Below are 24,371 nucleotides of genomic sequence, written 5' to 3'. Positions count from 1 at the left end.
TGGTCATTTTCGTTGCGGGTCCGCCCGTACGATGGCTGTGATGAGCACCCCCGCGCCGGCGTCTGCGGCCTCCCCCGATCCGTCGGCCGTTCCCGCGCCGACCGCCCACGTCTATCGCGGTCACGTCTTCCACATCGCGGGATCCCCGGTGGTCGCCGACGCCCGGGAGCACCTCGTCTCCCTGCCCGACGGCGCCCTCGTCACAGGTGCGGACGGCAGAATCGCCTGGGTCGGGCCATTCGCCGCTCTTCCGGCCGCGTTCCGCGACCACCCGGTGACGGACAACCGCGGCGGGTTCATCCTGCCCGGCTTCGTCGACACCCACCTGCACTACCCGCAGACCTACTCGACCGACGCCTACGGCGGCGGCCAGCTGCTCGAGTGGCTCGACAACTGCGTGTTCCCCGCCGAGACCCGGCTGCGCGACCCCGAGTTCGCGGCGCGCATCGCCCGCGACTTCACCCGGCGACGGGTCGCGGCCGGCACAACGAGCGCCCTCGTCTTCGGGTCGGCGTTCCCGCACGCCCAGGATGCACTTTTCGCCGAGAGCCAGGCCGCCGGGCTCCGCCTGGTCAGCGGCCGCGGGGTGCAGACCGTCGGGTCGGGCCCTGCCGGCGCGCTCCTGACCGGCGAGGCCGAGGCCCTCGACCTGATCGGGGCCGAGATCGATCGCTGGCACGCCGTCGACACCGGCGACCCCGCGACGGCGCTGCTGCAGGTCGCGGTCGTGCCCCGGTTCAGCCTCTCGGTGACCCCGAAGACCCTCGCCGGCCTCGGCGAACTCTACGACGACGCGCGCGAGCGCGGCGTGTACTTCCACTCGCACCTCAACGAGAACAACCGGCCCGGCACCGGCGAGATCGACGCCGTGAAGGCGGTGTACGGGGTCGACACCTACCTCGACACCTACGACGGGCTGTTCCTGCCGGGGTCGAAGCGGGGCGGGTCGAGCCTGCTCGGTCGGCGCAGCATCCTCGCCCACGCCGTGCACTGCGAGGATGCCGAGCTCGCCAGGCTCGCCGAGACCGGCACCTCGGTGGCGCACTGCCCGACCTCACAGCAGTTCCTCGGTTCCGGGACGATGCCGTGGCTGCGTACGACCTCGTTCGGCGTGAACGTCGCGATCGGCTCGGACATCGGCGCCGGCGACGAGTGGCTGATCTCGCGGGTGCTCAACGACTGCTTCAAGGTACACCTGTCGGAGCCGGGCGACGCCGGTCTCTCGCTCGACCCCGCCGCGCTGCTCTTCACCGGCACCCTTGCCGGCGCCCGCGCCCTCGACATGGAGGCCAGGTTCGGCAACTTCGACGTGGGCAAGGACGCCGACTTCCTGCTCATCGCACCGGACCGCTGGGAGCCGCTTGCCACCGTCCTGAACCGTGGCATCCGGGCAGACGACGAGCGGATGGCCACGGACCAGACCCTCTTCGCCCTGCTGCTCGCGCTCCGCCAGCCCGCGATCACGGGAGTGTTCGTGCGTGGACGCCGCGTGCTCGCCCCCGAGTAGCGCGGCCCCGCCCCGCGGCACCGAGCTCCCGGCGCCGATCAGGGCTCGGGGTGCTCCTTCTCGAGGGCATTCGCGAGCGCGATCGAGAACGCGGCAATGAGCACGAGGAAACGAATGGTCGCCGTCCCGTCGTTGTGGCCGGTCGCGACCATCCCGATCACGTCGAGTCCGGACCAGGCCAGCGCCACCACTCCGACGCCTGCGAATGCCCGGCTCCCGAGTGCCCGGTCACGAGCGTCGCGGTATTCGAAGGTGCCGATCCGGTCCCTGTCCCGTGCGGTGGCCCGGCGGGCATAGCGGGCGACGCCGACCCAGAACACCGCGGCCCCGAGGAGGGCGAACGCGCCGGCCACGTTGCCCTGAAGCGCAGCGATGACGGCGCCGATCAGTATGGCGCATGCGATGAGGGTGTTGGCCGGTGAGACCGGCAGTCGTTCCCGGATCCTGGACACGAGCACCTCCTGAAACACTGAGCGGGCCGAACTTCGGCACGCATCACCGCACGTGCGAACGCGTGAGGACACCGACCCCGCCAGTCTCTCATCCGGCGGTCGTCCCGGATGACTGTGGCCGGTCAGGGGCGGGCAGACGCCTCGGTCAGCCGCTCGGGTCAGCTGCCTCGGTACGTCGAGTACGCGAAGGGGCTGAGCAACAGCGGCACGTGATAGTGCTCGGCCGGGTCGGTCAGGTCGATGGTCACCGAGACTTCCGGGTACAGGGTCGGCTGGCCGGTTCCGGCGAAGTAGCGCCCGGTGTCGAAGGTGAGGCGGTACCGACCGGCGGGGAGATCGACGGGACCGAGCATGGAGACCCGGCCGTCGGCATCCGTGCCGGCGTTCGCGAGCACGTGCCAGCCGGTCTCGAGCTTCCGCTCGAGCTCGACGGGAACCCCGGCTGCGGGCCGGCCGGACACGGCGTCGAGGACGTGGGTCGTGATGCGGCTTCGGGGAGTCGCGGTCGCGGCGGCGGTCGGGGCGGCGGAAGGGGTCGCCGGAGCGGTCGTGGTGCCGGCGGCCGCCGTCGCGGCGACGACGTCGGCGACCACGCTCGCGACGAGACCCTCGGAGTCCGGCGAGTCGGCGGCGCCGTTCCGGGCGGCCCGCTCGGCGGCGAGGCGTTCTGCGACGGTTCCGGCGAGCGTGGCCAGCCGGAGCAGGGCGATGTCGCGCAGTTCGGTGCCGACGATCTTCAACTCGGCGGCGTCGTCGAGCGCGAGGCGCCGGTGCAGTTCGGCGAGGATCTCGGTGCGCGACCGGCCGGCTGCGCGGATCAGGAAGACCCGGCCGAACCGCTCCTCGTACGCCCGGTTGCCCTCGGCGATGGCCGCGGCGAGGGTGGAGTCTGCGGCGTCGGCGGATGACTGCTCGCTGCGGGAGAACCGCGCGGCCTGCGAGTCTCCCCGCGGGGTCTCGCCGATCCGCGGGTGCGCGGACAGCGCTTCGTCGATCTCGCTGCGGCTGAGCGGTGTCGCGGCCGTGCGGGCGGCGGCGAGCAGGGCGGCTGCCGAATCGAACGGTGACTGCGACGCGACCTCGTCGACCCATCGGGGTACGGCCAGGCAGGTCAGGAGCGCCTCGCGAAGCTCAGGTGTCGACATCCTCTTCATGGCAGTTCTCCTCGTCCTGGTCCAGCCTAGAGTGCCCGTGGCGAGAGCGCATACGATGGCGGGCATGGTGAATGCAGACGCAGCGCGCGACCGGGCGGATGCCGGGAAAGCCCCGGTCGCGGGGCTTGTGCTGGCAGCGGGGGCCGGTTCCCGGTTCGGGCAACCGAAGGCGCTCGTGCGCGGGGCCGACGGTGTGCCGTGGCTCGTACGGACCGTCCGCGTGCTCCGCGCGGCGGGTTGTTCGCCCGTCATCGTCGTGCTCGGAGCCGAGGGTGCCGCGGCCGCCGCTCTGCTTACCGATGCGGGCCTGATCGACGCGGCGGCCCCTGCGGTTGCCGGTCCCGACCGTGCGACGGTCGTGGTGCATGCCGCCGACTGGGCAGAAGGGCTGTCGGCGTCGCTGCACGCGGGGATCGACACGGCCCTCGGTCTCGCCGGAGCCGTGGGCGCCGTTGCGGTCGTTCCCGTGGACGTCCCCGACCTCGACGCCGCGACGGTGGCGCGGGTGCTCGATGCTGACGCGGGCGTGACCCCGGATAGCCTGAGGCAGGCCGTTTTCGGCGGCCGGCCGGGGCATCCGGTGCTGATCGGGCGCGCGCACTGGGAACCGCTGCGGGCGCAGCTCACCGGCGACACCGGGGCGCGGCCCTATCTGCTCGCCCACGGCGTGCTCCCTGTCGAATGCGGCGACCTCACGACGGGCGCCGACGTCGACACGCTCCCCGGCGTTCCAGAGGCATGACGGCGGTGAGCTGACTACCGGGCCGGGTAGTCTGCGGCGAGGGCTCGGACGGCGGCCTCGAGGGCGTCAACGGCGAGGGCGACGTCGGCCGAGGTGACCGACTCGTCCGGGTGGTGACTGATGCCGCCGGCACAGCGCACGAAGAGCATGCCGACGTCGGTGATCGCGGCGATCGCCATCGCGTCGTGACCGGCGATCGAGGGCAGCTCGCGCGGGGCCGGCTCGGCCGGGGCCTCCGCGCCACCCTCGGTCGAGCGGATGCCCGCCGCAATCGCCGCACGCAACCGCGGCGAGCAGGCCACGGCGGCCGCCTCGTGAACCTGGTTGCTGTCGAGATGCAGGGCGCGTGTGGCGCAGATGTCGGTGAGGGCGGCCTCGACCAGGGTCCAGCCCCTGTCGCGGTCGGCGTCGTCCGGCGCACGCAGGTCGAGGCTGAACTCGACCTTCCCTGGGATGACGTTGACGGCGTCCGGAAACACCCTCAGGTGGCCGACGGTCGCGGTGAGACCCTCGGCGCGGGCGATGCGTTCGATCGTGGTGATGCACTCCGCGGCCCCGGCGAGGGCGTCGCGGCGGCGGGGCCACGGGGTCCCGGAGTGCCCGGCGGACCCGGTGACCGTCAACAGGAAGCGACGGGCCCCTGCGATCCCGGTCACGACGCCGAGGGCGCGGTTCTCCTCCTCGAGCACGGGCCCCTGCTCGATGTGGGCCTCGAGGTAGCCGACGAGTTCCTGTGGGGCGCGGGCGGCGTCGCCGACCTTGGCGGGGTCGAGCCCGAAGGCGGCGAATGCCTCGCGGAGGCTCGTGCCGCTCGCGTCGCGCAGGTCCCACCAGGACTCGAGCCAGGTGCCGGCGACGGCCCGGCTGCCGAGCAGGGTCGTGCCGAAGCGGGTGCCCTCCTCGTCGCCGAATGCGGCGATCTCGAGGGCGAACGGCAGCGGCCGGCCGGAGGCGGCGATCCGCCCGGCGACCGTGATGGCCACGAGCACGCCGAGGATGCCGTCGTAGCGGCCCGCCGCGCGCACGGTGTCGAGGTGGGAGCCGAGCATCAGGGCCGGAAGCCCGCGGGTGCGGCCGGAGAGCCGTGCGCACTGGTTGCCAGCGGCATCCTGCCAGGTCGTGAGTCCGGCAGCGGCCATCCAGCCGGCGACGCGGTAGTTGACGGCGGCGTGCTCCGCGGAGAGGTAGGTCCGCTCGATCCCGTCGGTGAGGGACGAGTGCCGGGCGAGTTCCTCGCACCGGGCGAGGATCACGGCCGCGTCGGCATCCGACACCGTCGGCACCGCCGCCGTCATGAGAGCACCGCAGCTGCGTCGGCGGCGGCCCCGGAGGCCCCGGCACCGGCACGGTCCGCGTCGGCGTACAGGTCCCAGGCCGCGCCGACTCCCCCGCCGCCCGTGACGGATGCCCCCGCGCGCCGGAGCACCTGTTCGAGCGCCGCAAGGGTGGTCAGCACGGTGTCCTTGCGGGCGTTGTAGCCCATCACGCCGATCCGCCAGACCTTGCCGTGCAGCGGACCGAAGGAGGTACCGATCTCGATGCCGAAGTCCTCGAGCAGGGAGCCGCGCACCGCGTCACCGTTGACGCCGTCCGGAATCTCGACCGCGACGACGTTGTTCATCCGGTGGGCCGGGTCGCCGAAGACGGAAAGCCCCAGCCCGTGCACTCCCGCGAGCATCGCCGAGCCGTGCAGCCGGTGCCGGGCGACGGCGTCCGCCAGCCCCTCCTCGACCAGGAGGCGCGCGCACTCCCGGGCGCCGTAGAGGGCGGTCGTCGCCTCGGTGTGGTGGTTGAGCCGACGGGGACCCCAGTAGTCGAAGAGCATCGCGAGATCGAAGTAGTTCGAGCGGATCCGGTTGGACAGCACCGCGTCCCCGGGTTCGCGGATCCCGGCCTCGATGCTCCGGCGGGATTCGATCACGTCGACGGCGCGGGCCGAGAACGTTGCCGGCGCAGAACCGGATGGCCCGGCGAGGCACTTCTGCAGGCCGGCGGTCACGGCGTCGAGGCCCCAGGCATCCGCTTCGAAGGTGTTGCCGCCGAGCGAGGCCGTCGCGTCGGTGTAGAAGAGCACGCCGTGCCTGGCGCAGATGTCGCCGAGCTCGTCGAGCGGCTGGGCGAGGGTCGTCGAGGTGTCGCCGTGCACGATCGCGAGCAGCGCCGGCCGGGTCTCGATGATCGCCTGCTCGATCGCGGCGGGCGTGAACACGGTGCCCCACGGCACCTCGCGCACGTGCACCTCGGCGCCGACGCGTTCGGCGATCTCGCGGAGGAGGTGCCCGAAGCGCCCGAAGATGGGCACGAGCACCCGGTCGCCCGGCTGGATCAGCGAGACGAGGGCGGCCTCGATCCCGGCGCGCGCGGTGCCGTCGATCACGAGGGTCTGTTCATTACCGGTGCGGAATACGTCGCGGTACAGGCCCATCGTTTCGGTCATGTAGCCCGTCATCGCCGGGTCGTACTGGCCGACGAGCTGCGCGGACATGGCGCGCAGCACCCGGGGATCCGCGTTGATCGGCCCCGGCCCCATCAGCAGGCGCTGCGGCGGGTTGATCGGAAGGCTCGGAACGGGTGTCGACTGCAGCGGATACGTCACATCATCAGCTTAGGCACGGAGCGTTTCCACGGTGTTACCCACGATCTCCGCCGTGCCGGTCCCGACATCCGGCGCGAGTCCGGCGGCCAGCCCCTGAGCGAGGCCTGCGGCATGGTCGAGCAGCGCGAGGTCGCTGTGCCGCGGCCCGAGGAGGCTGAGCCCGAGCGGCGCCCCTGCGACGGAGAGGCCGGGAAGGGACACGGCGGGGTATCCGCCGATCGCGGCGAGGCAGGTCAGTGAGAGTGTCGCGGTGCGGATCGCTTCGATCCTGGCCCCTGACGCGGTGCGGGCCGGCGCGGTCGACGAGGCGGAGGGCAGCAGCAGGATCCGGCCGTCGAGGGCCGCGTCGAGCCGTTCCCTGGCCTCGGCGAGGTCGATCCGGTGCCCGGCGGCTTCGTCCTCGTCGATGAGGGAGGCGAACGCGAAACGGGAGCGCACGTCGGGGCCGAGCGTCCCGGGGTGGGCGTCGACCCAGTCGCCGTGGGCCCGCCAGGCCTCGGCCGCCTGCACGGTGCGGAAGGTCTCGAACAGGTCGGCGAGCGGGTCGAGGGAGATGATCTCGACCGCGGACAGGTGTCCGCTCCTCTCGAGGCGGTCGACCGCGTCGACGAACGCGGCCTGGACGCCCTCGTCCGCGGCGAAGACGGTCTGGGCGCACACGGCGAACCGGGCGGGCACCGGCAGCTGCCGGTCGGTGTCGAGCGAGGCCGCTGCGGCGGTCCTGAGCACCTCCGGGCCCCTCGCGAGCCAGCCGACCGTGTCGAATGAGGGCGCGAGCGGCAGGACCCCGTCGCGGCTGACGGCGCCATGGCTCGTGCGCAGCCCCCAGAGCCCTTGGTACGAGGCCGGCACCCTGATCGACCCTGCGGTGTCGGTGGCGAGGGCGAGGTCGGCCTGGCCGAGAGCGACGGCGGCGGCCGGCCCGCTTGACGAACCGCCCGGAAGCCCGCCCGGAACGCGCGGATTCGGGGGCGTGCCCGAATGCACGTTGGCCCCGGCGATGCTGTACGCGAACTCGTCGGTCTGCGCGATGCCGATCACGCTGGCCCCTGCCCGGAGGAGTGCGGTCAGCGACGGCGCGCTCGCGGTCGCGGGTGTCGCGCTCTCGAGGTAGGCCGGGTTCCCCGCCCCGACCGCGAACCCGGCCACGTCGAAAAGGTCCTTGACCGCGACCCGAACGCCCGCGAGGGTCCCGCCGACCTCGCCGGCGACGAGCGGCGTGCCGGCCACCCGCCAGATGCTGCGGTCGATCGCGGGAGCGGACGCTGCGACCTGCGCGGTCTCGATCCGCCAGCCCGCGGCTGTCCGGCTCCACAGCTGGGTCACGAGCCCGGCCCCGCCGGCGAACGGCTCGTTCTCCGACACGATCAGGGCGTGGTCTGTCCCGATGGCGCGCACGTGCAGCGAGCGGATGCTGCGCCGCACGACACCGGGACGGCCGGCGCGGAACCCGGCGATCGCATCACTCCCGACGAGCAGGCCGGCGGCGTCGCCGCGGAGCGTGTGCGGTCCGGGCACGAAGAACCCGGCGAGGGCCCCGAGGTCATTGGCGGCGAGCGCGGCCTCGTAGTCCTCGAATGCGCTGAGCAGGCCGGCCGGCAGCTCGCCCGTGACCGAGGTCGGCACGAGGTGGGGTGCGAGGGTGCGCTCAGGCACCGAAGTCCGCCGTCCGGATACGGGCGTGCACGCCCGTGACACGGTCGACGACCTGGGAGATGTTGAAGTCGGTCGCCGCGCTCAGGTAGGCGTACGCGAGGGTCGGGTCCATGCCGTACCGCGCCCCGAGCAGGGCGATCGCGGCGCGCACACAGGCCCGCATCGCTTCGTCGAGGTCGGGGTCGAGGCCGGTCGGCACGAGGAACTCGCCCGTCTCGGCGAGCGGTCCGGTCAGTTCGCCGAAGAGTGCCGCCGCCTCGACCGCCGGAATGACGTCGAAGCGGATGCGCACCCGCAGGCTGGCCTCGAGTGCGGTCAGCGCCACCTCGCCATCGCCCTGGGCGAAGTGCGGGTCGCCGACGTAGGCGAGCGCGCCAGGGACCTGCACGGGCAGGTAGAGCGCGCTGCCGACGGTGAGCAGGCTGATGTCGAGGTTGCCGCCGTGCGCGCCCGGCGGGACGGAGTGCGGCCGGGTGTCTCCCGCGACGCCGACGCCCATGATGCCGAGGAACGGGTCGAGCGGGAAGCGCACGACCCGGTCGCCACCGGGAACGAGCGGGAGGGTGCCGAAGAGCGCCCCGGCTTCCGTCCCGAAGTCGGGATCGGTGTCGACCTCGGTGAACACGGAGACCGTCCCCGGTCCGTCGGGGTACTCGCCGGGGAGCGCCCCGCGACCGTGGCGACTCGAGATGACGCCGTACGGCACCCGGGGAGTCGCCTCGAGCAGGGTCATCCGGAGCAGGTCGCCCGGCAGCGCCCCGCGCACCTCGATCGGCCCGGTCACGACGTGCGGGCCGTCCGCCTCAGCATCCCGCGGGTAGTTGCTTGCGGCGAGCGCGACGGCATCCGCCAGCACATCGCCCGCTGCGATGCCGTGGCCGCCGAAGAAGGCGAGCGGGTCCCGACCCTGGTCCTCGAGCAGTCCCTCGTGGCTGAGAGTGTCGATCGTGACGGTGTCACCGGATCCGATCGAGAACACCGCGGCATCCGCTGCGCAGGGCAGGCGTCCCCACAGCACGGTCTGGGGGGTGGCCGGAAGGTAGTGCCCGGGCGCGATGCTCCCCATGCCGGGCTGCAATACGACGTGCGACATGGGAGCGCCTTCCAGGAACACGGAAACAAGAACGTGGTTCTTCACACTATTGGTGCCTCGCGATCGAGGCTATCTCCCGTTTGCGTGCCATTCGACCAGCCGGTACGTTTCAGGTCACTGTTGACACGATCGACATGAGTTTTACCTCCAGGAAACAATTGCAGCAGTCCCCGTCCCGAAGGATCACCCGTGCTCGAGAAGCTCCGCCGCCATCCCGCGAACCTCCACCTCGGCCTCATGCTCGCGCTGACGTTCTCCACCGGCCTGGCGGATGCCGTCGGGTACCTCGGGCTCGACAAGGTGTTCACCGGCAACATGACGGGGAACGTCGTCATCCTCGGGATGGCCCTCGCCGGCGCGAGCAACCTGCCTGTGCTCGGCCCGCTGCTCGCCCTGTTCACCTTCATGCTCGGGGCCGCCGTCGGCGGGCGGGTGCTGCGGCCCGTTGCGATCGGCTGGACGACCCACGCGACGGTGCTGTTCGCGGTGCAGGGCGTGATCATGGCGGGACTGGCGATCGCCCTGTTCCTCGGGGGCGGGCATCCGCCACAGCCCTTCGACCTGGTGATCACGAGCCTCCTCGCCGCGATGATGGGACTCCAGGCCGGGGTCGCCCGGCACATCGGGGTCAAGGACGTCACGACGGTCGTCGTGACGTCGACGATCACGGGACTGGCCGCCGACTCGAGGCTCGGCGGAGGAAAGGGCCAGCCCTGGTTCCGCCGGGTGGCCGCGATCCTGCTGATCTGCGCCGGCGCCGCCGTCGGGGCCCTGCTGCTCTCGGTGCACATCGGCTGGGGCGTCGCCCTCTCTGCCGTGATCACCCTCGTCGTCGCGTCGCTCGGGCATGCGGCCGGGCGCCCGCACCATGCGCCGGAAAACAGAGCGAGTGCATGAGTTTCCGGTCTTGGTGGCGGGAATGACCCCGGCGTGTGAGGCTTAACCGGTGCCGAAGACTTCTGAAAAATCGGACCTGCGTGAAGCCGTCTCCCTCGACCGCCCCTGGGTCACCATCGTGTGGGACGACCCGGTCAACCTGATGTCCTATGTGTCCTACGTGTTCCGCAGCTACTTCGGGGTCGCCCCCGAGGAGGCCGAACGCCTGATGCTGCGGGTGCACAACTCCGGCAAGGCCATTGTCTCCACCGGGAACCGGGAGTCGATGGAGCGCCACGTCGAGGCGATGCACGGCTTCGGGCTCTGGGCGACGCTCTCGCGCGAGGACTCCTGATGCTCTTCACCCGTGACCCGGCCGGAACGGTGTCCGCGAGCTTCGAATCGGTCGAGCTCGGGCTGCTCCGGCTCGCCGCGAGCCAGCTGATCGAGCTCCTGCTCGCCGCGGAGACCCATGCCCTCGGGACCAGCGCCGATCCCGCGCTGAGACGCCTGCTGCCGGACGCCTACCCTGACGACGCCGAAGCCTCGGCAGAGTTCCGCCGTTTCACCTCCGGGGATCTCCTCGACGGCAAGCTCGCGAACGCCCGCGTCCTGCTCGCCTCACTCGGCGAGGAACCCCTCGATGAGATCGCCGACGAACCGTCTCTGCCCTTCCTGGACGACCGCTTCGAGGTTCCGCCGATGCCGATCGCCCTCGACGACGTCGGCGTGCAGTCCTGGCTGCGCACGCTCACCGACCTCCGGCTCACGCTTGCCGAGCGCCTCCAGATCTCCCCCGACGGCGAACAGCACCTCGACGCCGACGAGGCCCCGCTGCTCAGCAGCATCTACGAGTGGCTCGGCATGGTCCAGGAGTCCCTCGTCTACGCCATCGACCGCTAGGCGATCGCGACAGGGAGGGCTTCGAGCGCAGTGAGCGCCTCGTAAGCCCGACGCGGGCCCGCGCCGCCCCGCAGTGAGTCGCTGAGGGCGTCGAGACGCGCGCGGTCGCCGGCCGGAAGCCCGAGCACCGAGAGGACTGCGGCGCGGAGCTCGAGGCTCGTCGCGGTGTTGGGCGCGAGCGAGAGCCCGAATCCGCTCGTCTCGACGCCCTCGGCCCCGGCAAACTGGTCGGTGGAGAACGGCAGCACGAGCAGCGGTACTCCCGCGGTCATCGCCTCGGTCACGCTGTTGTTGCCGCCGTGGGTGACGGCGAGGTCCGCGGCGCCGAGCAGGGCGACCTGGGGCAGGAAACCGCGCACGAGCCAGGCGTCGGGGATCCGGCCGAGCTCGACGGGGTCCGTCGACCCCGTCGCGAGGGCGACCCTGACGGAGAGGCCGTTGAGGGCATCCGCCACCCGGGCGAGCACGTCGCCGCGCACCGAGAGGAAGCTCCCGAAGCTCACGTAGACGAGGGGACGGTCGTCGCCGGCCGCGACGGCGTCGGCGAGCCACGCCTCGACCTCGGCGTCGCGGGCCTCCTCGCGCACCGCGGAACCGAGGAAGACGTGCTGCGGCAGCAGTGCCGTCCGGGCCGGTGCGTGCAGTTCGGCCGGATAGTTGAGCATCAGCACGTCGCCGGATTCGGTGAAGGCGTCACGGCTCGGCTCGGCCGCCGGGTCGAGTTCGAGCAGGGCGGCGTTCCACTGGGCGGTGAAGGTGTCACGCACCGCCTCGCAGGTGCTGTGAAGCGCGGCGAGGTCATCCGGCTCCGGCGCGAAGGCATCGGGCCAGGCGGACGGGAAGCCATAGACCTCGGTGCCGACCGGAAGGGCGCTCGGGTGCCCGAGCACGACGTCGGCGTGGCGGATGCCGGCGCTCACGAGCGCGAGGCGGGCGCTGAAGGCCAGGTGGTCGACGATGATCTGGTCGGGGCGCACCTCGGCGACGATGCGCTGCACCTCCCTGGCGATCTCGACCGGGTTCCAGAGCAGGTCGTTGCTGCGTGCCTCGGCCTGGAACTGCAGAGTCGGCACGAGGCCGAGCCTCGTCGCGGCGAAGAAGCCGCGGAGGGCGTCGTCCTCACCGCTCGGCTGCTGTTCCGCCCGGATGGTGCCGGGGTTCGAACCGCGGCCGAGCTGCAGGTTCACCCGTTCGAAGCCGAACTCGGCGACGATTCCGGCCGTCGCGGGGCCGCTCGCGACGACGACCCGTTCCCCGGCGGCCTGCCAGGCCGTGCCGAGGGTCGCGAGCGGGAACAGGTGCGAGGCGTAGTCGGGGCTGATGATGAGCAGGGTCATGAGGCGCTCAGCGTCCAGTTTGACGCCAGTCCCCGGCCGTAGCCGTTCCCGGCATCCGCCCTGAGGCGCTCGTGCGCTTCTGCGACGTCGCGGTACACCCCGGAGAGGGTTGCGGCCATCGCCTGGATCGTGAACGAGCCGGAGACCATGGCCATGGCGCGCTCGGCGAATTCGGGGCCGAAGGGGCCGGCCGCGAGATCGAGGGCTTCACGCACCCCGGTGGCGAGGCCTGCCGGCTTCCCGGTGTCGACAAGGAACCCGGTCACTCCCTGCTCGACGTAGGTGGCCGGTCCCCCGCCGTTCGGGGCGACCACGGTGAGCCCCGCGGCCATCGCCTCGAGCAACGCGATGCCGAACTCCTCCTTCATGCTCGCGCAGACGTACACGCCGTTCGCCGCGGCGAGGCCGGTGCGGCCGAGGCGGGTGGCGGCGAGCCAGCGGGCGACGGTGTCGTTGGAGCGGTGCCCGGCGAGCAGCAGCCCCGCAGAGGCGGCGTCGCCGCGCGGCACGACGGCGTGGATCCTGTCGAGCTGGCCGGCTTCGTCCGGAGTGGGATCCGTGAGGTCGCCTCCGACGATCAGGAGGTTGCAGGCGGACTGGAGCGCCGGATCGGCCGCCCAGGTTTCGACGAGGGTTGCCATGCCCTTGACCCGGTGCAGCCGGCCGACGGTGATCGCGAGCGGCAGTGCGCGGCGCTCCAGCGGGAGGGTTGCGAGGAGCTCGTCGAGCTGGCCGAGGGCGAGGGCACCCTCGACGCTCATCTGGGCGGGAACCACGGACGCGGGCGGGGCAGCCAGGTCTGGCTCGGCGTACGCTGCGGCCACGACCTCCGCGACCGGCGTGCCCTCGCTCGCCCCGGCGTCGACGAGCGAAGCCTCGATCACGCCGATGTCGATGCCCTCGGCGACGATCGAGTGGCGTTCCGGGTGCTGCGTCACGTCGATGCCGACGAGCTCGCGCAGGTCACGCTCGAGGTCTGGCCGGGGGAAGAGCACCGTGTGCGCGGCATCCGCTGCGAGGCGCTGCACGAGCCGGACGCGGAACCAGAAGTGATCGGCGGCATCGGCCGTGCCGAAGGTCGCGCGGGTGAGGGCACCGGCGGACTCGAGCGAGCGGATGAGGCTGTGCGGGTCCGGCGCGACGGTGAACACGACCGGGATGTCGAGTTCCCTGGCGACCGTCGAGGCGGCGAGGGTGCCCACGTCCGCCATCCGCAGGTGGATCGCGTCGACCGGCCCCGCGGCACGGAGCACCCGGCGGATGCCGCGCTGGGTCGCGATCCGGCGGGACCAGGCGTCGGCGGAGGCGACGGGCTCGCCGAGGAAGGGAACCGTCGCGAAGGCGTGGCCGGACAGGGTAGACGCGACCTCGGGCAGGCAGTCGAGCGCGGAGGCGAAGCCGCCGCGGGAGAGGGTCAGCACCCGGCCGACATCACCGGCACCAGTCCCGGCACCGCTGCCGGACTGTCCGGAGACGAGCGCGTCCCCGAGCCGGACCAGCAGGGTCGCGATGCCGCCGTTGTCGCCGGAGCCGACCCGGGTCAGCGCGCCGTCGATGTCAGCGTGCAGGAAGAGCTGGGCGACGGTCGTTCCGCTGCTCCACGGTGCCCGCGGGTAGCGCGGCACGGTCAGGTCAATCACGGCGAGCCTGGCGACCTCGGCGAGGACCCCGCTGCCTGCGGCCAGTCCGGTGACGATTCGGAGGCCGGTGTCGTTGGAACCGATCCCGGTTCCGATACCCGCGCCGGCGCCCGAGAGGGAGCCGGGACCGGCATCGGCGAGGCCCCGGTCGCCGATCGCGGCGATCGCGGCGGCCCGCACCTCTGTCGCCTCGGCCGGGTCGACGGCGACGCGGAACAGCATGCGTTCGGGAATGCGCCCCGAGATCTGGCCGATGGTTTCGACCAGTCTGGCCCGGGCGCCCGGCTCGGTGACGCCCAGCAGGGCGCCCTCGACGGCGAGGGCGACAGGGGCCGCGACGGCAGCGCTCCATTGCTCGAGGGTGCGCTGGGCGATCATCCCGGCGAAACCGCCGTCGATGACCATCCCGAGCAGGGGCGCGACCGCGTCGAAGCGGGGCAGGCGGGCGCCGAACGCCCAGGCCGCGTGCTCGCGGAGGAAGAGCTGCTCGTGCCCGAGGAGGGAGACGAGGACCTCGTCCGCCGTCTCGTCGAAGACCTGGGCGAGGGCGTGCACCGCGGCGATCGCGGTGACCTGGTCTGCCGGATCGACGGCGGCCTCTGCGAGCAGGCGCACGGCCCGGGTGCCGCCGTCCCGGCTCGCTGCAACGGTGAGGTCGTCTGCGGCCATGATCGTGGCGAGGATCGAGTCCGCGCTCCGGAGCGAATCCAGTGTGCTCTGCGTTCCCATGGTCGAACTCCCTGTCTGCCGGCGATGCCGCGGCTGGTGTCGGCCGGTGGGCCGAGAATGGCCCGGTGGGCCGGGACAAAAGCCCCTTGTCGATTCAACGCCACTTTCCCGGTTCGCGCGCCCTTCCGGGCTGGGAATCACCCGAGAGGACGCATCGCCGTTCTCAGACCCTGCGACGGCTGCCGTTGTGCCGGTACGCAGTCAAAAGGAGCATCATGGATGGCATGACACGTCACGCCCCGATCCAGGACATCAACGAAGACTCCCTCGTCGTGAAGAAGCCGGAGACCAGCGCGGCGGGCCTCGAAGCCGTCGTCGTAGCGCTCGAGCGCGGCGTCGCCCAGGCCGGGATCGGCCGCACCACCCGGGCCCTGCTCCGGCTCAACCAGCGCGACGGGACAGACTGCCCCGGTTGCGCCTGGCCGGAGTCGCAGGGTCACCGCAAGACGGCCGAATTCTGCGAGAACGGCGCGAAGGCCGTCGCGGAGGAGAGCACCGTGCGCCAGGTGACCCCCGCATTCTGGGCGGAGCACTCCATCGCCGAGCTCGCGACGAAGACCGAGTACTGGCTCGGCAACCAGGGCCGCATCACGCACCCCGTCGTCATCCGCCCCGGTGACACGCACTACTCGCAGATCTCCTGGAACGACGCGTTCGAGCTCATCGGCGAGCAGATCCGTGCCACGACCCCCGACCGCACCGTCTTCTACACCTCCGGCCGCACCGCGAACGAGTCCGCGTTCCTCTACCAGCTCTTCGCCCGCTCAATCGGCACGAACAACCTGCCGGACTGCTCGAACATGTGCCACGAGTCCTCCGGCTCGGCGATGAACGCGACGATCGGCATCGGCAAGGGCACCGTCTCCCTCGAGGACATCCACCACGCCGAGCTCATCCTCGTCGTCGGCCAGAACCCGGGCACCAACCACCCGCGGATGCTGTCAGCCCTGAAGGAATGCAAGGACAACGGTGGACGGGTCGTCGCGGTCAACCCCCTCCCCGAGGCCGGGCTGTTCAACTTCAGGGACCCGCAGTCCGTCTCCGGACTGATCGGCGACGGCACCGCGCTCGCCGACGAATACCTGCAGATCAAGGTCGGCGGGGACCTCGCCCTGTTCCAGGCCCTCGGCCACCTGCTCCTCGAGGAGGAGAAGCGCGTGCCCGGCTCCGTCGTCGACCAGGCCTTCATGGACGCCAACACCCAGGGACTCGAGGAGTACCGGGCCGCGCGCGGCGAGATCGACTGGGAGGAGACCGAGAAGGCGACGGGGCTGTCCCGGCTGCAGATCGGCGTGGTCGCGAGCATGCTCGTGACCTCGAAGGCCACGATCATCTGCTGGGCGCTCGGTCTGACCCAGCAGCCGCACTCGGTCAACACTCTCAAGGAGATCATCAACCTGCTGCTGCTGCAGGGCAACTTCGGCAAGCCGGGCGCGGGCGCCTGCCCGGTGCGCGGCCACTCCAACGTGCAGGGCGACCGCACCATGGGCGTCTGGGAGAAGCCGAAGGAGGCGTTCCTCGCCGCCCTCGACACGGAGTTCGGGATCGTGAGCCCGCGCGCGCACGGCCTGGACTCCGTCGCGACGGTCGAGGCCTTCGAGAACGAGGACGTCGACGTGTTCGTGTCCCTCGGCGGCAACTTCGCCCTCGCCTGCTCGGACACCGCGAAGCTCGAGGCCGCGATGCAGCGGGTCGGGCTCACGGTCCACATCTCCACGAAGCCGAACCGCTCGCACGTGATGCACGGGCGCACCTCCTTGATCCTGCCGACCCTCGGCCGGACAGACACCGACGACAAGCACCCCGGCGGACGCCAGGTGCTCTCCGTCGAGGACTCGATGTCGGTCGTCCGCACGACACAGGGGCGCCTCGATCCCGTGTCGGAGCACCTGCTCGCCGAGCCCGTCATCGTCGCCAGGATGGCGAGCGCGACCCTCGGCGCCGAACACCCCGTCGACTGGAAGGCGATGAGCGAGGACTACGACCTGATCCGCGACCACATCTCCCGGGTCGTGCCCGGCTTCACCGATTTCAACCGGCGCCTGAAGACGAAGAACGGCTTCGTGCTGCCGAACCCGCCCCGCGACACCCGCAGCTTCGCGACCGACATCGGCCGCGCCCGGTTCACGGTGAGCCCGCTCGAATATCTGACCCCGCCGGCCGGGCACCTCATCCTGCAGACCATCCGCAGCCACGACCAGTACAACACGACGTTCTACGGCCTCGACGACCGGTACCGTGGCATCTCGAACGGGCGCAGGGTCATCCTGATCAACAAGGACGACGTCGTCGAGCTCGGCTTCCACGACCGCGACCTCGTCGACGTGATCAGCACCTTCCGCGGCGAGGAACGCCGCGCGGACGAGTTCCGGCTCGTGGTGTACCCGACCCCGCGCGGCTGTGCCGCCGCGTACTTCCCCGAGGCGAACGCTCTGATGCACCGCGAACTCGTCGCCCGCGAGTCGAACACCCCCGGCTACAAGGCCATGGCGGTGCGCTTCATCGCCCACGAGCAGGCCCCGGTCCCGACGGCCGGTTAGGACGCCGGGCCGAGCACCACGCGGAGCATGCCGGTGAAGACCGCCCGCTCGGCGCCGAGCGGGGTGAAGAAACGTTGGTCGACGCCTTCCACGGCCGCGTTCGCGTGGCGGGCGAGCTCGGCTCCCGCCACTGTCACCTTGAGGGACTTCGCCCGGGCATCCGTCGGGTGAGCCCGCCGTTCCACGAGGTCCTTCCGTTCCAGGGTGCGCAGCACCTGCGAGGTCATCATCGGGTCCGTTCCGGCGTGGCGGGAGAGTTCCCGCTGGGTGGTCGGCCCGTCCGTGTCGAGCCACACGAGCGAGGCGAGCAGCACGAACTGCACATGGGTCAGGCCGAACGGCCGGAGCGCCGCCCGCTGGGCCGCCTGCCAGGCGTTGGTGACCCGCCACAGCATCAGCCCCGTGCTGTCCTCCGCGGACGCGAACTCGCTGTCGAGCCCGCTCTCCTCGGCGTCCGGCATCAGTGGTCAGGGTCTTCAGGGTCAGCAGGGTCAGCAGGGTCAGCGGATGCCTCGGCGAGCGCGAACAGCCCGGCCATCGCCTCGGGGAAGTCCGCACTGATCTCCGGGCCGAGCCCCGGTCCGATCTCGTCAGCATCCTGCCCGGTGATCACGAGTTCGTGGGTGACCCGCGTGCCGCCGTCACTCGGTGTGAACACGTGCCGGAACGTCAGCACGACGTCGCCGAATGTGGTCTCGTCGGCATACCGTTCGTTCGGGGCCAGTTCGATGATGCGGGATCGGAACGTGTCCTGCCCGACCGGCGTCACGCTCAACTCCGTGCCGACGGTGAATGCACCGTCCATCTCGAAGACGTCCCCGCCCGCGGCCGCGGCGACCCCGGTGTGGATGTCCCGGAACGCCGCCCAGACCGCGGCGGGTGTGGCGCTGGTGTCTGCCGTGTACTCAGTTCTCCACATCAGATGACCTCTCGTCCGAAGCTGCCCCTCGCAGCGGGACAGTTAGTATGCGCACATACTAATTCGGCGCTGCGGAACCGGCAAGGGCCGATGGGGCAGAACTCGCAACACTCGCAGCACCCTCGGCACCCTCAGCACCCTCGGCACCGGCGAAATCTTCCGCTGCGCGACCGCCACCGCCGGTGATCCGCTCGGCGCCCGCATAGATCACCATCGAGTCGCCGCGCAGGAAGCCGACCAGGGTCATGCCCACCTCGGCGGCGAGTTCCGCCGCGAGGGAGGACGGCGCGGAGACCGCGGCCAGCATCGGGATGCCGGCCATCGCCGCCTTCTGGACGAGTTCGAAACTCGCCCGGCCGGAAACCTGGAGCACGGTTCCACGCAGCGGCAGCCGGTCCTCCTTGACCGCCCATCCGATCACCTTGTCGACGGCGTTGTGGCGCCCGACGTCCTCGCGCAGCACGAGCAGTTCCCCGGTGGCGGCGTCGAAGAGCCCGGCAGCGTGCAGGCCGCCGGTCTTCTCGAATACCCGCTGGCCGGCCCGGAGCACCTCCGGGAAAGTGACGAGGCGTTCGGCGTCGAGGAGCACAGGGTCGTCCGAGACGGTGAAGACCGACCGCGTGCGCACGGCGTCGATGTTCGCCTTGCCGCAGAGCCCGCACGCGCTCGTGGTGAGGAAGTTCCGCTCGAGGCTCGGGTCGGGAGCAGCCACGCCCGGCGCGAGGCTCACGTCGAGAACGTTGTAGGTGTTCTCTCCGTCCACGGTGGCGCCGGCGCAGTAGCGCGCCGCGAAGAAATGCTCGCCGCGGCTGATCACGCCCTCGGAGACCAGAAAGCCCGCGGCCAGGTCATAGTCGTTGCCGGGCGTGCGCATCGTGACCGCGAGCGAGGTGCCGTTCACGCGGATCTCGAGCGGCTCCTCGACGGCGAGCACGTCTTCCCGGCTGGTCCTCCGGCCGCCGACCGTGAGCCGGACAACCTTTCGTCGTGCCGTGATTCGTGTCATTGTTCCTGGTCACCCTCCGATGTACGACATCTCGATCTTCTTCTTACCGGATGCCCGCAGTTCGCTCGTTTTCGCGCTCCGCAGGTCCGAATACCGGTCGGTCCGCTCTCGCCAGACCGCGGCCATGGCGGCGGAGAGGTCGTCGTCCGTTGCGCCGCCGCGCAGGAGCGCGCGCAGGTCGTGTCCCTCCGTCGCGAACAGGCAGGTGAAGAGTTTGCCGTCCGTCGACACCCGGGCGCGGGAGCAGGTCGAGCAGAACGACTGCGTCACGCTCGAGATCACCCCGATCTCGCCGCTGCCGTCCCGGTACCGCCAGCGGCTCGAGGTCTCCCCTGTGTAGTTCGGGGCGATCTCCTCCAGCGGCAGTTCGGCGTCGATCCGGGCGATCACCTCGCGGGACGGCACGACGGCGCCCATCTCCCAGCCGTTGCTCGATCCGACGTCCATGAATTCGATGAAGCGGAGGATGACCGGCGTGCCCTGGAAATGCCGCGCCATGGCGAGGATGTCCCCGTCGTTCTGGCCGCGCTTGACGACCATGTTGACCTTGACCGGGCCGAGCCCGACGGCCGCGGCGACGTCGATGCCGTGCAGGACCTTCGCGACCGGGAAGTTCACGTCGTTCATGGCCCGGAAGGTCGCGTCGTCGAGGGAGTCGAGGGACACCGTGACCCGGCGAAGTCCCGCGTCCTTGAGGGCCTGGGCCTTGACCGCGAGCGCCGAGCCGTTGGTGGTCAGGGCGATGTCGATGGGCCGTCCGTCCGGGGTGCGGAGTACCGCAAGCTCGGCGACGAGGTCTTCGAGGCCGCGGCGCAGCAACGGCTCCCCTCCGGTCAGCCGGATCTTGCCGACCCCGTGCGCGACGCTCACCCGGGCGAGCCGGGTGATCTCCTCGAAGGTGAGCAGTTCGTCGCGTTCCATGAAGGCGAAGTCGCGGCCGAAGATCTCCTTCGGCATGCAGTACACGCACCGGAAGTTGCACCGGTCCGTGACCGAGATCCGCAGGTCGTGCAGCGGCCGGCCTCGGGTGTCCGTGAGTGTCGGGTTTCCGGTCATACGCTCCACCCTAATCTTCTGTCATCACGGCCCCGCGACACGGATGCCCGACCGGGGCGGCGCCGGCCGGGCATCCGTTCGAAACGGTTGCTCTTACGTCACTGATTCACTACTTGACGTAACCGTTCGGGTTGAGCACATATTTCACGGACTTGCCGGCGTCGAACTCGGCGTAGCCGCGCGGCGCGTCCTCGAGGCTGATCGCCTGGGCGTTGACGGCCTTCGCGATCTGCACCTTGTCGTGCAGGATCGCCATCATGAGCTTGCGGTTGTACTTCATCACCGGGCACTGGCCCGTGGTGAAGGACAGCGACTTCGCCCAGCCGAGCCCCAGCCGGATCGAGAGCGACCCGACCTTCGCAGCCTCGTCGACCCCGCCCGGGTCACCGGTGACGTAGAGCCCGGGGATGCCGAGCGCGCCGCCGGCGGCGGTGATGGTCATGAGCGAGTTGAGCACCGTCGCCGGCCGCTCCTCCCCCGCCGCCTGGCCGTGCCCGCGGGCCTCGAAGCCGACCGCGTCAACGGCGCAGTCGACCTCTGGGACGCCGAGGATCTGTTCGATCTGGTCCTGCGGGTCGCCCTTGCGCAGGTCGACCGTCTCGCAGCCGAAGCTGCGGGCCTGGGCCAGCCGCTCCCCGTTGAGGTCGCCGACGATGACGGCGGCCGCTCCGAGCAGGTGCGCGGATGCCGCTGCCGCGAGGCCGACCGGCCCTGCTCCTGCGACGTAGACCGTCGACCCGACGCCGACGTTGGCGCTCACCGCCCCGTGGAACCCGGTGGGGAAGATGTCGGAGAGCATGGTCAGGTCCATGATCTTCGCGAGGGCCTGGTCCCGGTCCGGGAACTTCAGGAGGTTCCAGTCGGCGTACGGCACGAGAACGTACTCGGCCTGGCCGCCGACCCAGCCGCCCATGTCGACATAGCCGTACGCGCTGCCGGGGCGGTCGGGGTTGACGTTCAGGCAGATCCCGGTCTTGCGCTCCTTGCAGTTGCGACACCGGCCGCAGGAGATATTGAACGGGACCGACACGATGTCGCCGACCTTGATGAACTCGACATCGGGCCCGGTCTCGACGACCTCGCCGGTGATCTCGTGACCGAGCACGAGGTCGGCCGGGGCTGTCGTGCGTCCACGGACCATGTGCTGGTCCGAGCCGCAGATGTTGGTGCTGACCGTGCGGAGGATGACCCCGTGCGGTACCTTCCGGCCGACGTTGGCCGGGTTGACGCCGGGCCCGTCCTTCAGCTCGAAGGTGGGGTAGTCGATGTCGATGACCTCGACGTGCCCCGGGCTCTTGTAGGCAACTGCTCTGTTCCCTGTCATTACATACCTTCCTAGGTTCTGCGTAGTGATCCTCTGTGCACGGCCGTTTCGATCGTGCGAGATTGCAGTGGTGCTAGTTGGTGCGCTGTGGGGTGGCGCTTACTCGGTGGTGCCGTCTTCGACGAAACACCCATCGGCTGGGGATATCAAGGGGGTTGCCGAGACTCTGGGCGGATGCGGATGCGCCGGCCGCCGGGAGCGCCTAGCGTAAGGGGCATGGCCCTTCCTCCCCTTGTCGAACCCGTCGCCCGGCTCACCCCGACCGAATCCGTGCGCACCGCCCGTCAACGCCGCCTGCCGCAGCTCGACGAGCTCGGCCAGCGTCGCCTGGCGAACGCGAAGGTGCTCGTGCTCGGCGCGGGCGGCCTCGGCTCCCCGGCCCTGCTCTACCTGGCGGCGGCCGGGATCGGCACGATCGGCATCGTCGACGGCGACGACGTCGAGCCGAGCAACCTGCAACGCCAGATCGTGCACGGCCAGGCGGATGTCGGCAGGCCGAAGGTCGTGAGTGCCGCGGAGTCCATCGCGGCCATCGCCCCGGCGACCATTGTCATCCAGCATGCCGAGCGGCTCGACCACGGCAATGCCCGCGCGCTCATCTCCGGGTACGATGTCGTGATCGACGGCACCGACAATTTCCCGACCCGGTTCCTCGTGAACGACGTCTCCGCCGAACTGGGGAAGCCGCTCGTCTGGGCATCCGTGCTGCGCTTCGATGCCCAGCTCTCGGTGTTCTGGGCCACCCCGCCCGAAGGGAGCGGCGTTGCGGGCGTGCAGCTGCGGGACCTGTTCCCGAATCCGCCCGCCGAGGGCGAAGTGCCGAGTTGCGCGGAGGCCGGCGTGCTCGGCGCCCTCTGCGGCCAGGTCGGTTCGCTGATGGCGACGGAGGCGATCAAGCTCGTCGCCGGCATCGGCGCACCGTTGATCGGGCGGGTGCTCGTGATCGACGCCCTCTCCGGGCGGTTCACCGAGGTACCGCTCGTAGGCGGAGACGCGGAAGGGCACGCCCGGGCCGCCAGTGAGGCCGCCGCGGCTGCCGCGACCGACTCCGGTACGGCAAACATGCAAGCCCCCGTGCCGACCTGGCCGACACTGTCGGCGGCCGAGCTCGTCTCCCGCCTGGTCGCGCGCGCGAACGGGGCGGACGACTTCATCGTCCTCGACGTGCGTGAGCCGGGTGAACACGCCGAGAGTGCGGTGCCCGGCTCCCTGCTGCTCCCCCTCGACCAGCTGCGCACCCCGGAGGGACTGGCGTCGCTGCCGCGCGACGTTCCCCTCGTGCTGCACTGCGCGCAGGGGCCGCGCGCGCTGAGCGCCGCCGCCGCGCTCGCCGCGGACGGCTTCACCGACCTGACACTGCTCGAGGGCGGGATCATCGCCTGGGACGCCGCCGTCGCCGACGGCGGAGCTCCCGGTTTCGGCCAGAAGTGGTCGACCCAGTGGTCGGGGACCTGGTCCCCCGAGTGGTCCGTCGAAGCGCGGAGCTGACCGTGGCAGTAGCCGAGGGCGCTGCGGGGAACCACGATCACGCGAGGCGCGGCGGGCACGCTGACGCGGCATCCGCCCGCCCGGTCGCCGAGCACCTCGACTGGATCCTGGGGCAGTTGCCCATTCTCGAGCCCGTCCGGGTCCCGCTCGAACACGCGCTCGGGCTCGCCCTTGCCGAGGACGTCACAAGCGCGACGGACACCCCGCCGTTCGACAACTCGGCGATGGACGGCTACGCCGTGCGGCGCGCCGACCTGCTCGCCGCGACCCCCATGAGCCCGGTCGTGCTGCCCGTCGTCGCCGACCTCGCCGCCGGTACCGCACAGAACCCGCGCATCGACGCCGGGCAGGTCGCCCGGATCATGACCGGGGCGCCGATCCCCGACGGGGCGGATGCCGTCGTGCCGATCGAGGACACCGACCGGGGCATCGACCGGGTCGGCATCCTCAGGGTGCCGGAGCCGGCAGCCCACATTCGCAGGGCCGGCAGCGACGCCGCAGCCGGCGACACCATACTGCGGGCAGGGACGACGCTCTGGCCCACCCGGATCGCCGCAGCCGCGAGCGCCGGCCGCGCTGAGTTGCTCGTGCACCCGGCGCCCCGCGTCGCGGTGATCTCGACCGGCGACGAGCTCATCGTGCCCGGCACCCCCGCGCGGCGCGGCCAGATCCCCGACTCCAACTCGTACCTGCTCGCCGCTGCAGTGGCCCAGGCCGGCGGCGTCGTGCACCGGATCGGGGCGGTCCCCGACAACGAGGAGTCCCTGCGCACCGTGCTCGACTCCCTCATCGGCACGGTCGACGCGATCATCCTCTCCGGAGGCGTCAGCGTGGGAGCGTACGACGTCGTCAAGGCGGTGCTCGCCCCGCTCGGCGTGTGGTTCGGCCCGGTGCGGATGCAGCCCGGCAAGCCGCAGGGCTTCGGCCGCCTGCCCGCAGCCGGCACCGGCAGCAACAGCACCACCGGGAAGACAGGCTCCGCCGGAAGCGCCGCGCTCGGCCCGATCGTGTTCGCCCTGCCCGGCAACCCGGTGAGCGCGTTCGTCTCGTTCGAGGCCTTTGTACGCCCGGCGCTCCTGTTCATGGGCGGCCACGGCACCACCACCCGTCCGACGATCACGGGGACCGTCGCCCGCGGTTGGAGCTCACCGAGCGGCCGCCAGCAGTACATGCCCGTCGTCTGCGAGCGTCGTGGCCAGGAGACCCTCGTGTGGCCGGCCACCTCCGGCGGTTCCGGCTCGCACCTCGTCGCGGGACTCGGCCAGGCCGAGGGTCTCGCCATCGTTCCGGAGGAGTCCGACACCGTGGCTGAGGGCGACCTGCTCCCGGTCATGCTGGTGATATGAGTCATGC

The 24,371-nt window shown here is 71.3% G+C and carries 21 protein-coding genes and 1 pseudogene; 8 read left to right on the top strand and 14 right to left on the bottom strand.

What is annotated here, in order from left to right:
* Positions 1 to 40: 40 nt before the first annotated feature.
* A complete protein-coding gene (locus E3O50_RS03090; RefSeq protein WP_134560223.1) occupies positions 41 to 1,507 on the top strand; it encodes an amidohydrolase family protein in 1,467 nt (488 codons plus the stop codon).
* Positions 1,508 to 1,545: 38 nt separating this feature from the next.
* Here the strand turns inward: E3O50_RS03090 and E3O50_RS03085 are convergent, their stop codons facing one another.
* From E3O50_RS03085 to uraD, 3 genes and pseudogenes are all read right to left on the bottom strand, one after another.
* A complete protein-coding gene (locus tag E3O50_RS03085) occupies positions 1,546 to 1,959 on the bottom strand; it encodes a hypothetical protein (RefSeq protein ID WP_134448920.1) in 414 nt (137 codons plus the stop codon).
* A gap of 158 nt (positions 1,960 to 2,117) precedes the next feature.
* Positions 2,118 to 2,444 carry a hydroxyisourate hydrolase gene (gene uraH / locus E3O50_RS03080; protein ID WP_134448999.1) on the bottom strand — a complete coding sequence of 109 codons (327 nt, stop codon included), beginning with the start codon at positions 2,442 to 2,444 and terminating at the stop codon, positions 2,118 to 2,120.
* A 201-nt stretch (positions 2,445 to 2,645) separates the two neighbouring features.
* Positions 2,646 to 3,104: pseudogene (gene uraD, locus E3O50_RS03075) on the bottom strand (2-oxo-4-hydroxy-4-carboxy-5-ureidoimidazoline decarboxylase); the annotation flags it as partial.
* A 73-nt stretch (positions 3,105 to 3,177) separates the two neighbouring features.
* Between uraD and E3O50_RS03070 the strand changes: the two are divergent.
* Positions 3,178 to 3,855, top strand: a complete 678-nt coding sequence (locus E3O50_RS03070; protein WP_241975462.1) for an NTP transferase domain-containing protein — start codon at positions 3,178 to 3,180, stop codon at positions 3,853 to 3,855.
* Positions 3,856 to 3,869: 14 nt separating this feature from the next.
* Here E3O50_RS03070 and E3O50_RS03065 read toward each other — a convergent pair whose 3' ends face one another.
* The 4 genes from E3O50_RS03065 to E3O50_RS03050 form a co-directional block, all read right to left on the bottom strand.
* Entirely contained in the window at positions 3,870 to 5,150 is a 1,281-nt protein-coding gene (locus tag E3O50_RS03065; RefSeq protein ID WP_134560221.1) for an allantoate amidohydrolase, read from the bottom strand.
* Positions 5,147 to 6,385 (bottom strand): alanine--glyoxylate aminotransferase family protein, encoded by a 1,239-nt coding sequence (locus E3O50_RS03060; protein WP_134560297.1) that lies wholly within the window; start codon positions 6,383 to 6,385, stop codon positions 5,147 to 5,149. Before E3O50_RS03060 ends, E3O50_RS03065 begins: the two co-directional genes overlap by 4 nt.
* A gap of 75 nt (positions 6,386 to 6,460) precedes the next feature.
* Positions 6,461 to 8,107 (bottom strand): AtzH-like domain-containing protein, encoded by a 1,647-nt coding sequence (locus E3O50_RS03055; protein WP_241975461.1) that lies wholly within the window; start codon positions 8,105 to 8,107, stop codon positions 6,461 to 6,463.
* Entirely contained in the window at positions 8,100 to 9,200 is a 1,101-nt protein-coding gene (locus E3O50_RS03050) for an acetamidase/formamidase family protein (protein WP_134560219.1), read from the bottom strand. Before E3O50_RS03050 ends, E3O50_RS03055 begins: the two co-directional genes overlap by 8 nt.
* Before the next feature lie 189 nt (positions 9,201 to 9,389).
* Between E3O50_RS03050 and E3O50_RS03045 the strand changes: the two genes are divergently transcribed.
* The 3 genes from E3O50_RS03045 to E3O50_RS03035 are packed head-to-tail and all read left to right on the top strand — an operon-like array spanning position 9,390 to position 10,979.
* A complete protein-coding gene (locus tag E3O50_RS03045) occupies positions 9,390 to 10,097 on the top strand; it encodes a YoaK family protein (protein WP_241975460.1) in 708 nt (235 codons plus the stop codon).
* Positions 10,098 to 10,146: 49 nt separating this feature from the next.
* Entirely contained in the window at positions 10,147 to 10,431 is a 285-nt protein-coding gene (clpS, locus tag E3O50_RS03040) for an ATP-dependent Clp protease adapter ClpS (protein WP_241975459.1), read from the top strand.
* On the top strand, positions 10,431 to 10,979 hold the full coding sequence (locus E3O50_RS03035) for a DUF2017 family protein (RefSeq protein WP_134560217.1): 549 nt from the start codon (positions 10,431 to 10,433) through the stop codon (positions 10,977 to 10,979). The genes clpS and E3O50_RS03035 overlap by 1 nt, the downstream gene beginning before the upstream one ends.
* On the opposite strand, the gene E3O50_RS03030 is transcribed toward E3O50_RS03035, so the two are convergent.
* Together E3O50_RS03030 and E3O50_RS03025 are read right to left on the bottom strand one after the other, a co-directional pair.
* The gene (locus E3O50_RS03030) at positions 10,976 to 12,316 is read right to left on the bottom strand and encodes a glycosyltransferase (protein WP_134560215.1); all 1,341 of its coding nucleotides are present in this window, start codon (positions 12,314 to 12,316) and stop codon (positions 10,976 to 10,978) included. The two genes, E3O50_RS03035 and E3O50_RS03030, sit on opposite strands and share 4 nt — an antisense overlap.
* Positions 12,313 to 14,685: a glycosyltransferase gene (locus E3O50_RS03025; protein ID WP_134560213.1), complete on the bottom strand. Its 2,373-nt coding sequence runs from the start codon at positions 14,683 to 14,685 to the stop codon at positions 12,313 to 12,315. Before E3O50_RS03025 ends, E3O50_RS03030 begins: the two co-directional genes overlap by 4 nt.
* A 224-nt stretch (positions 14,686 to 14,909) precedes the next feature.
* Between E3O50_RS03025 and E3O50_RS03020 the strand changes: the two genes are divergently transcribed.
* Positions 14,910 to 17,225 carry an FdhF/YdeP family oxidoreductase gene (locus tag E3O50_RS03020; protein WP_134560293.1) on the top strand — a complete coding sequence of 772 codons (2,316 nt, stop codon included), beginning with the start codon at positions 14,910 to 14,912 and terminating at the stop codon, positions 17,223 to 17,225.
* On the opposite strand, the gene E3O50_RS03015 is transcribed toward E3O50_RS03020, so the two are convergent.
* From E3O50_RS03015 to fdhA, 5 genes are all read right to left on the bottom strand, one after another.
* Entirely contained in the window at positions 17,222 to 17,686 is a 465-nt protein-coding gene (locus tag E3O50_RS03015) for a MarR family transcriptional regulator (RefSeq protein WP_134560211.1), read from the bottom strand. The genes E3O50_RS03020 and E3O50_RS03015 overlap by 4 nt on opposite strands.
* Entirely contained in the window at positions 17,686 to 18,144 is a 459-nt protein-coding gene (locus tag E3O50_RS03010; protein ID WP_134560209.1) for an SRPBCC family protein, read from the bottom strand. The genes E3O50_RS03015 and E3O50_RS03010 overlap by 1 nt, the downstream gene beginning before the upstream one ends.
* 58 nt (positions 18,145 to 18,202) lie before the next feature.
* On the bottom strand, positions 18,203 to 19,150 hold the full coding sequence (gene fdhD, locus E3O50_RS03005) for a formate dehydrogenase accessory sulfurtransferase FdhD (RefSeq protein ID WP_134448911.1): 948 nt from the start codon (positions 19,148 to 19,150) through the stop codon (positions 18,203 to 18,205).
* Positions 19,151 to 19,159: 9 nt separating this feature from the next.
* Positions 19,160 to 20,206, bottom strand: coding sequence for a GTP 3',8-cyclase MoaA (moaA, locus tag E3O50_RS03000; RefSeq protein WP_134448910.1), 1,047 nt, complete (start codon positions 20,204 to 20,206; stop codon positions 19,160 to 19,162).
* Positions 20,207 to 20,315: 109 nt separating this feature from the next.
* Complete coding sequence (gene fdhA / locus E3O50_RS02995) at positions 20,316 to 21,530, bottom strand: formaldehyde dehydrogenase, glutathione-independent (protein WP_134560207.1); 1,215 nt, start codon at positions 21,528 to 21,530, stop codon at positions 20,316 to 20,318.
* Positions 21,531 to 21,746: 216 nt separating this feature from the next.
* Here fdhA and E3O50_RS02990 point away from each other — a divergent pair, with 216 nt between their 5' ends.
* Both E3O50_RS02990 and glp read left to right on the top strand, forming a co-directional pair.
* Positions 21,747 to 23,018 carry a ThiF family adenylyltransferase gene (locus E3O50_RS02990; protein ID WP_134560205.1) on the top strand — a complete coding sequence of 424 codons (1,272 nt, stop codon included), beginning with the start codon at positions 21,747 to 21,749 and terminating at the stop codon, positions 23,016 to 23,018.
* 2 nt (positions 23,019 to 23,020) lie between these two features.
* Entirely contained in the window at positions 23,021 to 24,364 is a 1,344-nt protein-coding gene (glp, locus tag E3O50_RS02985; protein WP_134560203.1) for a gephyrin-like molybdotransferase Glp, read from the top strand.
* Positions 24,365 to 24,371 lie beyond the last annotated feature (7 nt).

This window comes from Cryobacterium sp. MDB1-18-1 (assembly GCF_004402735.1).
In the GTDB taxonomy this organism is placed as follows: domain Bacteria; phylum Actinomycetota; class Actinomycetes; order Actinomycetales; family Microbacteriaceae; genus Cryobacterium; species Cryobacterium glucosi.
This window is presented reverse-complemented; position numbering and strand designations above follow the sequence as displayed.

Bases quoted from the DNA above. Each gene is read 5' to 3' on its own strand.
- E3O50_RS03035 (WP_134560217.1), top strand. From the start codon at position 10,431: ATGCTCTTCACCCGTGACCCGGCCGGAACGGTGTCCGCGAGCTTCGAA.
- moaA (WP_134448910.1), bottom strand. From the start codon at position 20,206: ATGACCGGAAACCCGACACTCACGGACACCCGAGGCCGGCCGCTGCAC.
- fdhD (WP_134448911.1), bottom strand. From the start codon at position 19,150: ATGACACGAATCACGGCACGACGAAAGGTTGTCCGGCTCACGGTCGGC.
- E3O50_RS03010 (WP_134560209.1), bottom strand. From the start codon at position 18,144: ATGTGGAGAACTGAGTACACGGCAGACACCAGCGCCACACCCGCCGCG.
- E3O50_RS03060 (WP_134560297.1), bottom strand. From the start codon at position 6,385: ATGGGGCCGGGGCCGATCAACGCGGATCCCCGGGTGCTGCGCGCCATG.
- E3O50_RS03090 (WP_134560223.1), top strand. From the start codon at position 41: ATGAGCACCCCCGCGCCGGCGTCTGCGGCCTCCCCCGATCCGTCGGCC.
- E3O50_RS02990 (WP_134560205.1), top strand. From the start codon at position 21,747: ATGGCCCTTCCTCCCCTTGTCGAACCCGTCGCCCGGCTCACCCCGACC.
- E3O50_RS03065 (WP_134560221.1), bottom strand. From the start codon at position 5,150: ATGACGGCGGCGGTGCCGACGGTGTCGGATGCCGACGCGGCCGTGATC.
- E3O50_RS03020 (WP_134560293.1), top strand. From the start codon at position 14,910: ATGACACGTCACGCCCCGATCCAGGACATCAACGAAGACTCCCTCGTC.
- E3O50_RS03070 (WP_241975462.1), top strand. From the start codon at position 3,178: ATGGTGAATGCAGACGCAGCGCGCGACCGGGCGGATGCCGGGAAAGCC.
- E3O50_RS03050 (WP_134560219.1), bottom strand. From the start codon at position 9,200: ATGTCGCACGTCGTATTGCAGCCCGGCATGGGGAGCATCGCGCCCGGG.
- E3O50_RS03030 (WP_134560215.1), bottom strand. From the start codon at position 12,316: ATGACCCTGCTCATCATCAGCCCCGACTACGCCTCGCACCTGTTCCCG.
- fdhA (WP_134560207.1), bottom strand. From the start codon at position 21,530: ATGACAGGGAACAGAGCAGTTGCCTACAAGAGCCCGGGGCACGTCGAG.
- E3O50_RS03015 (WP_134560211.1), bottom strand. From the start codon at position 17,686: ATGCCGGACGCCGAGGAGAGCGGGCTCGACAGCGAGTTCGCGTCCGCG.
- E3O50_RS03025 (WP_134560213.1), bottom strand. From the start codon at position 14,685: ATGGGAACGCAGAGCACACTGGATTCGCTCCGGAGCGCGGACTCGATC.